The sequence below is a fragment of the Pseudomonas sp. 05N434 genome (genome assembly GCF_056396965.1).
Window position 1 is genome coordinate 1 of the sequence record NZ_JBFTMK010000059.1, and the last position, 13,364, is coordinate 13,364.

A 13,364-nucleotide genomic window follows, 5' to 3' on the forward strand; every position below is an offset into this window, starting at 1 on the left:
CTGTTGATGCGTGTGGTCCTGTGATGATCGCGCAACAGCAGCAGTTCGACGTCCATCTTCCAGATGGCACCTTGATGGTGAATGGTGATTCAGGACGCCTCGCTCAGATTCTTCACAATCTACTGGCGAATGCGGCCAAGTACACTCCGGCCGAAGGCAGAATCAAGCTGTCTGCCACGGTAGAGGCCGACGTTCTGAAGATAAGTATTTCCGACAATGGAATCGGCGTTTCGGCTAAAGCACTCCCTTTTATTTTTGACCCTTATGTTCAAGACGAACACGCCATAGGTTTCAACGGCTCCGGTTTGGGCATCGGGTTGACCGTCGTTCGGGAGCTGGTCGAAGCGCACGGTGGCAAGGTCACCGCCACGAGCGAGGGTAATGGTAAGGGAAGTGAGTTCGTGGTGATGTTGCCGCTGGTGAGCCATTGACGCTTCTTTGCACTTAATAGCACTCACGCCTGATCGAAGCGCTCGCATCGTCTTCCTCCGTTACGCCGCTCTTCAAAGGCCTGAAAGATGACAAGGAGCCTATGGAGCCGCCAATCCTCGACGGCCGTCCAAGGGCCTGGCCCGAATTGAATGTGCCGGCAAAACCGACGGACGGCCCCATATGGCAGCGTACGGCGTGCGCCATGGATTAATCTTTAGGTATTGGAAGTCTCAACCTCGGATGCTGGCTGATATGTTTGATACACCCAAGCCACAACAGAACCATCTTCTGGCGGCCCTTCCTGCACAATCGAGGGAGCGCTTGTTGCCCTACTTCGAACTGATCACCCTGCCGCTCGGCAAGGTGCTCTACGAATCCGGGGATGTCCTGCGGCACGTCTACTTCCCCACCGACGCCATCGTGTCCTTACTGTATGTGATGGAAAACGGCGCATCGGCGGAAATTTCAGTGGTAGGCAATGAAGGCTTGATCGGCATCGCCGTCTTCATGGGTGGTGAAAGCACACCAAGCCGGGCGATCGTGCAGAGCGCCGGGCATGCCTTTCGGTTACCCAGCCAGCGACTCAAGGATGAGTTCAATCGCCACGGGGAGATGCTCCTGCTGATGTTGCGCTACACCCAGGCGTTGATCACCCAGATGGCGCAGACCGCCGCGTGCAACCGCCACCACTCGATCGATCAACAATTGTGCCGCTGGTTGCTGCTGTCTCTCGATCGCTTGCAAGACAATCAACTGATCATGACCCAGGAGTTGATCGCCAACATGCTCGGCGTACGCCGTGAAGGCGTGACCGATGCCGCTGGCAAACTGCAACGCCTGGGCGTCATCGAATACAGCCGTGGCCATATCAAGGTGCTGGACAGGGCCGCACTTGAGCAACTGAGTTGCGAGTGCTACGCCGTCGTCAGAAAAGAAACCGAGCGCCTGTTGCCCTATGTTCCGTTAAAACCGTCTTGCTGACCCGCACCTGCGTGTTCTAGCGAACAGACCACCCCGACGGCGTCCCTCACACTCCAGCTATGAGACGGTTCAACACTCGCCCTTCCCGAGTCCACCGTCTTCACTGGAGTCATCATGCTATCCACGCTTGAGTTGCGTCACATCATCGAGTCAGCACTCCGTCCCCTGTCCTGCGAGTGCCGAGTCGATCAAAGCGGATCACTGCAAGCTCTGATATTCGAGCCTGTCTCTGGTCGAGTAGAGCTGTTGGTTACGGGAATTAGTACAGCCAGCCTCAATTGCAATCGAGCGATAGGCAAGTTTATAGCTGAAATTCAGGAGGACCTCGAAACGACTCATGGGCAGAGGCCAACGCTCAGGATTGGGTAGAGGCTCAACGAGAAATCCCGGCGCATGGGCGGGCATTTTTTATCTGGTGGTGGAATACACGACATACCTGATGAGCGTTGGATCAAAGCGGGAACCGCGAGTAAAGGGACGTGAACCCGATGATGGATGTGGACCACAACCGAAACACCCGCGACGCGCTGAGTCCCCTTTACCTCACCAAGAGACCATCATGACCAGCAAACTCGACCAGCAATGCATCGATACCCTACGCTTCCTCTCGCTCGACATGGTGCAAAAAGCCGATAGCGGCCACCCCGGTCTGCCGCTCGGTGCCGCGCCGATGGCCTATGTGTTGTGGACGCGCTGGTTAAAGTTCAACCCGCGCAACCCGCAGTGGCCCGACCGCGACCGTTTCGTGCTCTCCGCCGGACACGRCTCGGCGCTGCTCTATAGTCTGCTGCACCTCAGTGGCTACGAGCTTGCGCTGGAGGAGATCAAGCGTTTCCGCCAATGGGGTAGCAAGACGCCAGGGCATCCCGAGCGCGGACACACGCCCGGCGTGGAGACCACTACCGGGCCGCTTGGTCAGGGCCTGGCCAACGCGGTCGGCATGGCGATGGCCGAGGCGCAACTGTCCGCGCGCTACAACCGTCCCGGTCATGCGGTCGTCGACCACCATACCTACGCCCTCGTCAGCGACGGCGACCTGATGGAAGGCGTGGCAAGCGAGGCCGCCTCGCTCGCCGGCCATCTCGGGTTGGGCAAGCTCACCTGCCTGTACGACGACAATGCCGTTACTCTGGCCGCCGGCACCGCCATGACCTTCTCCGAGGATCGTGCGCGGCGATTTGAGGCCTACGGCTGGCACACAGTGTCGGTGGCAGATGGCAATAACCTATTGGCGATAGATGCCGCGCTGCAGGCGGCACGGGCGCAAAGCACGCGGCCATCGTTAATTCTCGTTCGTACACATATCGGCTACGGCTCACCCGAGCAGGACACCTTCAAGGCCCACGGCTCGCCGCTCAGCGTGGAAGAGGTGCGCAAGACCAAGGAGAAGCTGGGCTGGCCCACCGAGCCGGACTTCCTGATACCCGACGCTGCCTTGGCGCATTTCCGCAAGGCCGTGGAACACGGGGTGCGGAGCGAGGCTGCCTGGCACATGCGCATGGACGTCTACACCAAGGCCTTTGCAGAACTGTCCCATGAACTGGAGCAGCGCCTGAACGGGGAACTGCCGCCGGGCTGGGATGCAGACATTCCGGTGTTTCCCACCGATGCCAAGGGGTTGGCCACACGCGACGCCAGCGCCATGGTGATCAATGCCATCGCGCCCCGTCTGCCAGCATTGAGCGGAGGCTCCGCCGACCTCGATCCCTCAACGAAAACCGCGCTCAAGGGCCTTGGAGACTTCAACCCGCCGCCTACCACGGGCACGGATCAACAAGGCTCTGACGTGGGCGGCTGGAGCAAAGCGGGTCGCAACTTGCACTTCGGCGTGCGCGAACATGCAATGGGCGCCATCGTCAACGGCCTTGCCGCACACGGCGGCTTCATTGCCTTTGGTGCGACCTTCTTGATCTTCTCTGACTACATGCGCCCACCGCTACGCCTCGCGGCACTGATGGGCCTGCACGTGGTGCATGTGTTCACCCACGACAGCCTGGCGCTCGGCGAGGACGGCCCTACCCATCAGCCTGTCGAACAACTGGCGAGCCTGCGCGCCATCCCGAATCTGGTGCTGATCCGCCCCGCCGACGCCAATGAAGCCGCAGTCGCCTGGCAGGTTGCGGTGACCACCCGTGACCGCCCTGTGCTGCTGGTCTTGACCCGGCAATCGTTGCCAACCCAGGATCGCAACCGCTATGCCCCGGCAGATGGATTGCGTCGCGGCGCCTATGTGCTGAGCGATGCGGCGAACAGCGAGCCCGAACTGATCCTGCTCGCCAGTGGCTCGGAAGTCGCCTTGATCCTGGCGGCGGGCGAGCGCCTGGAACGCGAAGGCATTGCCGTGCGCTGTGTCTCCATGCCCAGTTGGGAGCTGTTCGAGGCCCTGCCGCAGGCCGAGCGCGACGCGGTACTGCCGCCGTCAGTCGGCGCGCGGCTGGCGGTCGAGTTGGGTGTGCGGCAAGGCTGGGAGCGCTACATTGGCGCGCGGGGGGACATGCTCGGGGTAGAACACTTCGGCGCCTCGGCACCGGCCGACGTACTGCTGCGCGAATACGGCTTCAGCATCGACAATGTCTGTGCACGCGCCAAGGCRCTGCTGGGACGGCTTCAGGCTACTGACTCAGCGCTCCATCCAACGCGCCAAACGTGACCTGACGCGAGGAGGCAAGCGGGTACGATTGTAGGCATCGGCGGCCTTGCGGATCGCCTCCGCCTGCGTGGGATAGGCATGGATCACCAGGGCCAATGTGCGCAAGCCGACGCCCGCCACCATGGCCAGGGTGATTTCGTTGATCATGTCGCCGGCATGGCGAGCGACGATGGTGGCACCGAGAATCTGGTCCGTGCGCTCCCTGACGTGGATTTTCACGAAACCCTCCTCCTCACTGTCAGTGACCGCACGATCGACCTGATGCATGGGAATGGTGAAGGTTTTCACCGGAATATCCCGACGGTTGGCCTCACGCACATACAAACCGACGTGAGCAATCTCCGGATCGGTGTAGGTACACCAGGGGATTACCAGCCGGCTCATCCGCTCGCGACCGCGCAGCAGGGCGTTCTGCACGACAATGCGGGCTGAAGCCAGGGCGGTATGGGTGTACTTGTGCTCAAGGCAGACATCCCCGGCAGCGTAGATAAGCGGATTGCTTGTGCGCAGGAAGTCATCGACACGGATTCCCTCACTGGCGTCGTAGTCGACACCGGCGGCTTCCAGGTTCAGGCCCTGGACATTCGGCGAGAGGCCGATGCCGGCGAGGATCGCATCGACGGCAACCGTACTGCGGTAATCGTCGCTGACCAGGTCGACCAGTTTCTGCCCACCCTCTACGCGCACGGCAACGACCTGGGTGTTCAGACGGACCTCGATGCCGTCGCGAGCGAAGGCATCCGAGAGCAGTTGCGCGGCGTCCCGTTCCTCGTTGCCGAGGAACAGCGGCATGTCTTGCACGATGGTGGTTTGTGCGCCAAGCCGGGAGAAGGCCTGGGCCAGTTCACAGCCAAGGGGGCCGCCACCAATCACCAGCAGGCGGCGCGGCAACTCGGTCAGATCGAAAACGTTTTCATTGGTTAGGTAACCGGCTTGCGCGAGACCGGGAATCAGCGGGATATTCGGGGCCGCGCCAGTCGCAATCAAGGCTTTGCGAAAGCGCAGGGTCTGCCCATCGACGGTCAGCGAATCAGCCCCCGTGAAGCGCACTTCGCCGAAGAACATATCCACGCCAATTGCGCTCAATCGTGCCGCCGAATCGCCGCCGCTGAGGTGACTGCGGATACGCCGTACGCGCTCCATCGCGGCAGCGAAGTCGACCTGAATGTCGCTCGGCACTTGCGCGCCATAGTGCCGGGCATCGCGCATTTCGGCATACAACTGCGCCGTCCGGATAATCACCTTCGACGGTACACAACCATTGTTCAGACAATCGCCGCCGATCAACCTGCATTCAATCAACGCCACCCTGGCGCCGAGCGCTACAGCGGTTTTCGCGGCGCCCAGACCCGCAGGCCCCGCACCGACTATCACCAAGTGGTAGCGCTCGGCAGCGTGCGGATTGACCCAGCGCGGCGGATGCACACTGGCCAGGCGTTGACGCTCATAAGCATCCTGCGGCGTGGTGATCGACCCATCGTAGTCTTGCGTCATCAGCCTGCTCCCGCAAATGGCGTTTGCTGCAACCAGCCGCCATGGAACCCTGCGCGCTGCAAACCGTCGCGGATGTAGGGGCAGGCGCGCATCAGCTCCCAAATCCGTTGGCTACGATGGTTCTCGATCATCATCAGTACAATGCCCTGATCGAGCCCGTAGTGCCCTGGGGACACCCAGGCGCGCCCGTTGGCATCGGCGAGGCTCGGATTGAAGCTGCTGGAAAAGCGCCCTTCGACGCACATTTCCGGGTAGCGCTCCATCATATGCCGCACCGCGTCGAGGACAATTTCCGGCGCAAACGGCAACGACGCCACCACCGAGGGGGCGCACAGTGTGCCGTCATCCGGCCCGTACGGTACGCCACGAGCGGCATAACCGAACAATCGCCGCGGCTCATTGGACAGCTGTGGCTGCTCATCGCTCGGCCCATCGCAAGCGGACAAGCCCCAGCAATTTTCAGCGTAGCCGGCGAACTCTTGCGGGTTACGCCGCGCGTACTCACGCTGGATGTAAGCGGCGCGTCGGCTGTTCTGGAAGTAGTCCGAGCACTTCTCACGCATGAAACCATCGTGGATGCCGCGAAAATCTATCCATGCATGGGAGAAATGGTGGACAAACAGCGGCCCGGCATAGAGATAGTCATGGTCGTAGAGGTTTTCCCACTGATAGGTGGAGGTCCATGCCCGGTAGCAGTCGCCCACGATTGCACAGCTTGGCGAGCCGAGCGCCAACACATACAGCAGGATGGCCTCGCTGTAGCCCTCCCAGCCGTAATGCAGGAACCCGCATTCGGGTTTCCAACCCTGCCTTATCGTCTCACCACTGTCCTGTGCCCAGCGCCAGTCGATGCGCCGATAAAGAAAGTCGGCCAGGCCCCGCAACTCGTTCTCGTCAGCGGTATCCACGCAAAAATACAGGCTTGCCGTCAACACGCCGGCGATCAGCAAAGCGGTGTCGATCATCGACAGTTCCGAGCGCCAAACCCGCACACCCGTATGGATATCAAGGAAGTGATAATAAAACCCTTTATATCCTGTCGCCCCGGGGCTACCGCTTTGATCGCTGGCCTGGAAGAAACGCAGTGCGGCGAGGCTGAACCGCAGCGCGTCGGCCCGTGTCAACCAGCCCCGATCTACGGCCAGCGGATACACTGACAGGGCGAATCCGACCACCGCGATACTGACGGGCGAACCGGGACGCGAGGTATCGGCCACCAGTCCGTTAAACGGATTCAATGTCTGCAGGAAATAACCCAAGGCGGCACGCTGCAGGCGATCGAAAAGCGCTTCATCGGCGAGTGTGGACTGTACTGTCCGCGAGCGGCGCTCAACCCTGTTCATCGGCAGGACCRAAGAGGCTTATGAGCGCCTGCTCTGAAAGAAACTGACCGCCAGCAAAATCAGCGCCACGATCAACAGGACATGAATGAAGCCGCCCAGGCTGTACGACGTTACCAGCCCAAGTAACCACAGGACGATCAGGACGACCACGATTGTTTGTAGCATGACGATTCTCCGATTGTGATCCAGGACTTTCTGAACACCTCCAGATTGAACGCATCGGCAACGTAGTTCTGTGCGCCAGCGTACCCATTAGAGAACAAGCTCAAGACGATGCGCACATCCGTCCAGCGGCACGCGAACGGCCCCTTGCTCGCAGGTCTGCGGTACACCATCGAGCAGCGCCTGCTCGAGGTCCCGGCAACGTCGTCCCGCCGACTTCAGGCTGATCGTGTAGTCGCTGCCGTCCAGCCTCAGACGGGCTTCAAAACCTGGCCAGTGACGCGGGATGCAGGGATCGACAACGAGAAACGCCCCCTCTCGGCGCAACCCCAGAATCCCCTCTACGCCGGCGCGGTACATCCAGCCGGCCGAGCCGGTGTACCAGGTCCAGCCACCCCGGCCTATATGCGGCGCAACGGAATAGACATCCGCGGCGATCACATAAGGTTCGACCTTGTAGCGCTCGACCTGCTGTGGCGTGCGCGCATGGTTGATCGGATTGAGCAGCGCGAACAACTCGACGGCCTTATCGCCTTCCCCGAGTCGGGTCAACGCCAGGATCGTCCACATCGCCGCATGGCTGTACTGCCCGCCATTCTCGCGCAGGCCTGGCGGGTAGCCTTTGATATAGCCGGGGTCGAGCGAAGTGTGCGCGAACGGGGGTGCGAACAGTAACGCCAGGTTGTCGTCGCGGCGGATCAGCAGACGCTCCAGCGAGGCCATCGCCAGCCTCGCGCGGGCGGGATCGGCGCCACCTGAGAGTACCGCCCAGGACTGCGCAATGGAGTCGATCCGACATTCCTCGCACGCCGCCGAGCCGAGCCACGTACCATCGTCGAACGTCGCCCGGCGATACCAGTCGCCATCCCAGGCCTCACGCTCCAACGCTTTGCGCAGCAACCCCGCATGCGCCCGCCACCGCTTGGCACGCTGATCGTCGCGGCCGTCGGCCAAAGGCGCAAAACTGTTCAAGGTGCTCAACAGCAACCAGCCGAGCCAGACACTCTCGCCCTGCCCGCCCACGCCAACCCGGTTCATACCGTCGTTCCAGTCGCCGCTGCCGATCAGCGGCAAGCCTTGGGCACCGGTCAGCGTCAGACACTGGTCGAGACCGCGGGCGCAATGTTCGAACAGCGAAGCCGACTCGTCCGCGGGCATCGGCTGGAAGAACGCGTCGCTTTCGCTGGGGAGCAACTGCCGCCCTTCGATGAACGGCACGCTCTCGTCCAGCACCCCGGCATCCCCGGAAGACGTGACATAGGTGGCGCAGGCAAAGGCCAGCCAGACACGATCATCGGAAATCCGCGTACGGACCCCCTGCCCCGAATGCGGTAACCACCAGTGCTGCACATCGCCCTCGACGAACTGCCGGGCGGCAGCACGCAGCAGATGAGACCGGGTTTGCGCTGGGTGTGCGAATGCCAGTGCCATGCAGTCTTGCAACTGGTCACGGAAACCATAGGCACCGCTGGCCTGGTAGAACGCCGAACGAGCCCAGATGCGGCAAGCCAGAGTCTGGTAGAGCAGCCAACCGTTAAGCAGGATATCCAGGGCGCGGTCGGGCGTGCGTACCTGCACTGCACCGAGCACTTCGTCCCAGTGCCGTTTGACCGCTGCAAGTACCTCGTCCAGGTCACGCTCGCGGTAACGCAGAACCATCTCCCGGGCAGCATCGGTCGATACGGCCTGCCCCAGCAAAACCAGCACCTCGACAGACTCGCCGGGGGCCAGCTCGACGACGCACTGCAGCGCCGCGCATGGGTCCAGACCGGCACCGCAGGCCGCGGACAACGGAGCTCTACCGAGCAGCGCCCGAGGCGCCGCCGGCCCGCCATGGCGACCGAGGAATTCGCGGCGGTCGGCGGTCCAGGCGCTTTGCCGGCCGCCGAGATCAGCAAATGCCACACGGCCCGGGAAGGCGATACTCCATGGGTTGTGYGCCAGCAGCATGCCGCTGGCGGCGTCGATCTCCGTTTGGATGAACGGCCCGTTGGTCCCGCGCGAGGTGCCGAGCACCCATTCCACATAGGCCGTCACCGACAGTTGACGTGGCCGCCCGGACAGATTGCGCAGGGTCAGTCGGGAAATTTTCAATGGGTCGTCCAGCGGCACATACTGCAGCAATTGCGTGTGAATGCCGTGTGCCGAATGGTTGAAGCGGCTGTAGCCGAAGCCGTGCGCAGCGCGGTAGACGCCGTCGTCGCGGATCGGCTGCGCGGTAGGGCTCCAAAGCTGGTGACTTTCCTCGTCGCGGATATACAGCGCCTCGCCCCCCGGGTCAGCGACCGGGTCATTGGACCAGGGGGTGAGTTGGTTTTCACGGCTGTTCTCGGCCCAAGTGTAGCCGCTGCCGTGCTCCGAGACCTGGAAGCCGAACGCCGGGTTAGCGATCACATTGATCCACGGCGCGGGCGTCGTCTGGTCGCGCTCAAGCGTGATCAGGTATTCCCGCCCGTTGCGATCAAAGCCACCCAGGCCATTGAAAAACTCCAGGCCGTCATCCCCGACCGGTGCCTCCGGCAACGGCCACACTGGCATTGACGGAGGCTGGCGGACGGCAAGCCAGTTGCGCGGCGCAGGCTTTGGCAGGCGCTCGAGCTGGTCTGCAATGGAACCACGATGGGCGATCAACTCGACTCGCGCCACGGCCTGCAGCAATGCCCGTGTTTCTACGGTCATGAGGTCGGTGCGCAATGTGTAGACCGCACCGCGCCTGCGCTCCTCGCCAAAGTGCAGGCGAGACTGAGTGCTGCGTACTGCGGTTTCTATCGCCTCCTGCAGGTCCTGCACATAGGACGACGCCCGTTCGTTGAGGATGACCAGGTCGACGTGCAGGCCCTTTATCCGCCAGTATTCACGGGCACGCAGCAACTGACGGACCCGGGCGAGGTCCTCGACCTCGTCGATGCGCAAGAGAACCAACGGCAGATCACCAGAAATCCCCAGCGGCCATAGCCCCGACTGGCACCCCGCCCCTCGTATGATGGCCGGCGCCGAAGCGCGAAAACGTGGGTCAACATAGAGAATCGGCGCGGCCAGGCGCTGGAAGTCCGCCGCCTCCTCGGAGTCGATGCCAAGGTCGCGCAATTGCACCTGGGCCTGGGTCCAGACCAGGGTCTTGGCGCGCTCGAAGGCATTGCGTTCATGGTGCTTGTCGATCAGATCCAGTAATTCCTCTCGCGAGCTTGCGACCACCGTCCAGAAGGCTACCCGCGCAACTTTGCCGGGCCCAACCCGCAGACGTTGACGCAAGGAAAAGATCGGATCGAGGACCGTCCCCTGGCTGTTCGACAGCGCCCGATGCCCGGTGATCGCCAGCGCCTCGCGCACGCTACGGTTGCGGCCAAGGAAACGCGCGCGGTCGGACTCGTATTGCGGATCAGCGATCAGTTCACCTTCCACCACCACGAAGTGCGCCGCCCATACCGGCGTTTCCTCCGGTCCACGCGGGCGGCGAGTGGCGACCAGTGCCGTGAACTCGGCAAGGTATTCAGTCTGCACGAACATTCGCGAGAACACTGGATGCGCGCTGTCAGCGGCCCGAGTCGCCAGGACCACCTCGGCATAGGAGGTCAGTTCGATGTCGCGTGGCCTGCGCCCGTTGTTGACCAGCGAAACTCGCCGCACTTCGCCGTTGTCCTCGCCGGACACCAGTACTTCCAGGCTGGTGACCAGCGAGCCTTGGCGATGAATGAACTCGGCCTGATCCTCGTGGAACAGCACCTCGCCGTTTTCAACGTCGCGGCCACTGGGCTGCAGCGTCGCCGACCAGGCTTCCCCACTTTGGGTGTCACGCAGGAAGATGAAGCTGCCCCAGTCATCGCGGGTGGCATCCTCACGCCAGCGCGTCACGTCGATATCCCCCCAGCGACTGTAACCGCCGCCTGCCGAGGTGAGCATCAGCGCGTAGCGGCCATTGGAGAGCAGATGGGTGATCGGCGCGCCGCCGCCTCCCGCATCGATGCGCCGCAGGGTTTCGCTGCGGCCCTCGGTCGCGGAAACAGTCACCTCTTCGGCTCGTGGATGCGCCAACAGTACGTCCCGTGGCACGCGCTCCTGCAGTAGCAAATCGCAGGCCTGAATCATCGGCTCGCGGTGGAAACGGCAGCGCATCCTGCCATCGTGCAAGGCATTGGCGATGGCAACGATGGTCATGCCCTGATGGTGGGCCATAAAGCAGCGAACGATCGCCACATTCTCGTCATCCGGCAGCCGTGAGCGGGTGAAGTCCAGCGCCTCGTAGAAACCATAGCGGCCCTGCGCGCCCATCCCGGCCAGYCGCTCGTAATTGCGGCGCGCCGCCTGCGGATCGATCATCGCCGCCAGACCGGTCGCATAAGGCGCGACCACCACGTTCTCGGACAGCCCGCGCTTGAGGCCAAGCCCGGGCACACCGAAATTGGAGTACTGGTAGGTGAACTCCAGATCGCGGGCGTTGTAGGCGGACTCCGAGATCCCCCAGGGGATGCCCAACGAACGGCCGTAGGCTTCCTGTAACGCCACCACCAGACGAGTGCTCTGTTCCAGCAGGCTGCCAGCCGGCGCTCGCATCACCAGTGACGGCATCAGATATTCAAACATCGAGCCGGACCAGGAGATCAGCGCCGAGCCGCCGGGGACCGGCGTTGCGATGCGTCCGAGGCGGAACCAGTGACGAGTCGGGACATCCCCCTTGGCAATGGCGAACAGGCTGGCCAGTCGTGCTTCCGAGGCGAGCAAGTCATAGCAGCTCGGATCGAGGCGATTATCGGTTTGGGAGTAGCCGATCGATAGCAGCTTTCGTTCGGGGTCGAGCAGAAAACTGAAGTCCATCGCCCCGGCCATCGCCCGGGCCATATCGGCGAGCGCTTGCAAGCGCGGCGCCAATGTAGACCGCGCCTCGTCCGGCAGCGTGCGGTCGCGCAGGTGTTCAGCCACTGCCTTGCGCAGCGCTTCGACCCAGAACAGCAGGTCATCACCCTCGCCGACCGGAACGACCCTGACGGCCACCTTGGCGGCCTTCTCGGTCAGCCGCTTCAGACTCGGCAGCAGTCCGTCGAATGCTTGCAGCCCCGCCAAGTGGACGCGGACTTCCTCCAGATCGTCGCGCAGTTGCCGCAGCGGCTCGCCACCGGCGCCCGACAGCCCGCCAATGGCCTCCTGGACCAGCCACAGGTCGTCCATCAGGCCACGACAGGCCTCCTGCGCCAACGGGCTTTCCCGCCACTCATCGCAGGCGTTGGCGAGCACGATCAGGTGCCCGGCGAAGTTACCACTATCGACCGACGACACGTAGGCCGGATGCAAGGCTCGCAGGTCGTGGGTCGCATACCAGTTGAAAAAATGCCCGCGGTAACGCGGCAGCTTCTCCAGGGTTGCCATGGTCGCTTCCAGGCGCTCGAGCGTCTCAATGCTGCCGGCCCAGCCAAAGTCGCGGGCAGCGACTGCCGAGAGCAGGTAGAGCCCAATGTTAGTCGGCGAGGTGCGATGTGCGAGTACCGGTTTGGGCTGTTCCTGGAAATTGTCCGGCGGCAGCAGGTTATCCTCCGCTGTAACGAAGGTTTCGAAGAAGCGCCAGGTGTGTCGCGCGGTCAAGCGCAGGGCATGCGCGTCCAGCGGCGAAGCCGTGCGCTGGCGGGCGACCTTCGATGGCCGGCTGCTCAGCAGAGCCAACGCCGGCGCTGCCAACCAGAGCAACGCTAGTGGACCGGCTAGCGGCCAGGAGCTGGGCGCCAAGGCCAGGCCAACTGCGCTTATCAGCAGTGCAAGCGCGGTGCCACCAGCCATCAGCCGGTAACTGCCGCGCAGGTCTGGCAAAGGGCAGCTGGACGCCTGCGCAGCGGTGGTCCATTCGAGCAGGTGATCGTGGCTGGAGAACATCCGCACCAAGGTGCGCCCGATAGCGTCACCCATGCGCCATGCAAGGTCCGCCAAAAAGGCCAGCGAGAGCACAATCTGCAGAGCCGCGCGACGCAGGTCGGCACCTAACATGCCGAAGTGATTGCGCAGACGGATGCCGCGCCGCTGCGGCAGCAGGGAGCAGACGGTTGGCAGCAGGGCCGGAATCATCAGGGTCGCCAGCACGAACAGTGTAGCGAGCAGCGCCAGCGGCAACGGCAGCCACCAGCAGAACACCAGACTGGCCAGGGCGAAGGGCGCGAACAACGAGCGACGCAGGTTGTCGAGCATCTTGCAGCGGCCAATCGGCGGTACCGCCTGAGCCCCCGTCCAGTGCCCGAATACCCAAGGAAGCAATTGCCAGTCGCCGCGCGTCCAGCGGTGCAGACGTTTGGCGGTGACATCGAAGCGCGCCGGGGATTCTT

The 13,364-nt window shown here is 62.8% G+C and carries 8 protein-coding genes; 4 read left to right on the forward strand and 4 right to left on the reverse strand.

Annotated elements, in window-relative coordinates; genetic code table 11:
• The 4 genes from AC1DLB_RS06405 to tkt all read left to right on the forward strand — a co-directional run.
• Positions 1-431: sensor histidine kinase (locus AC1DLB_RS06405; protein WP_477784754.1), on the forward strand; the 431-nt coding region annotated here is incomplete at its 5' end.
• Between the two features lie 253 nt (positions 432-684).
• On the forward strand, positions 685-1,413 hold the full coding sequence (locus tag AC1DLB_RS06410) for a Crp/Fnr family transcriptional regulator (RefSeq protein WP_105342226.1): 729 nt from the start codon (positions 685-687) through the stop codon (positions 1,411-1,413).
• A 114-nt stretch (positions 1,414-1,527) separates the two neighbouring features.
• Positions 1,528-1,782, forward strand: a complete 255-nt coding sequence (locus tag AC1DLB_RS06415; protein WP_111453637.1) for a DUF1652 domain-containing protein — start codon at positions 1,528-1,530, stop codon at positions 1,780-1,782.
• Between the two features lie 190 nt (positions 1,783-1,972).
• Entirely contained in the window at positions 1,973-4,063 is a 2,091-nt protein-coding gene (gene tkt, locus AC1DLB_RS06420) for a transketolase (RefSeq protein ID WP_477784756.1), read from the forward strand.
• Here tkt and AC1DLB_RS06425 read toward each other — a convergent pair.
• The 4 genes from AC1DLB_RS06425 to AC1DLB_RS06440 all read right to left on the reverse strand — a co-directional run.
• On the reverse strand, positions 4,034-5,557 hold the full coding sequence (locus AC1DLB_RS06425; RefSeq protein WP_111453635.1) for a mercuric reductase: 1,524 nt from the start codon (positions 5,555-5,557) through the stop codon (positions 4,034-4,036). The two genes, tkt and AC1DLB_RS06425, sit on opposite strands and share 30 nt — an antisense overlap.
• Positions 5,557-6,900 (reverse strand): glucoamylase family protein, encoded by a 1,344-nt coding sequence (locus tag AC1DLB_RS06430; RefSeq protein WP_477743053.1) that lies wholly within the window; start codon positions 6,898-6,900, stop codon positions 5,557-5,559. The genes AC1DLB_RS06425 and AC1DLB_RS06430 overlap by 1 nt, the downstream gene beginning before the upstream one ends.
• Before the next feature lie 18 nt (positions 6,901-6,918).
• The gene (locus AC1DLB_RS06435; RefSeq protein WP_105341819.1) at positions 6,919-7,065 is read right to left on the reverse strand and encodes a lmo0937 family membrane protein; all 147 of its coding nucleotides are present in this window, start codon (positions 7,063-7,065) and stop codon (positions 6,919-6,921) included.
• A gap of 87 nt (positions 7,066-7,152) precedes the next feature.
• A partial coding sequence (locus AC1DLB_RS06440) for a glycoside hydrolase family 94 protein (RefSeq protein ID WP_477784755.1) occupies positions 7,153-13,364 on the reverse strand: 6,212 nt, incomplete at its 5' end.

Excerpts from the sequence above, each read along its gene's own strand:
- AC1DLB_RS06410 (WP_105342226.1), top strand. The coding sequence starts at position 685 with ATGTTTGATACACCCAAGCCACAACAGAACCATCTTCTGGCGGCCCTT.
- AC1DLB_RS06415 (WP_111453637.1), top strand. The coding sequence starts at position 1,528 with ATGCTATCCACGCTTGAGTTGCGTCACATCATCGAGTCAGCACTCCGT.
- AC1DLB_RS06425 (WP_111453635.1), bottom strand. The coding sequence starts at position 5,557 with ATGACGCAAGACTACGATGGGTCGATCACCACGCCGCAGGATGCTTAT.
- AC1DLB_RS06430 (WP_477743053.1), bottom strand. The coding sequence starts at position 6,900 with ATGAACAGGGTTGAGCGCCGCTCGCGGACAGTACAGTCCACACTCGCC.
- AC1DLB_RS06435 (WP_105341819.1), bottom strand. The coding sequence starts at position 7,065 with ATGCTACAAACAATCGTGGTCGTCCTGATCGTCCTGTGGTTACTTGGG.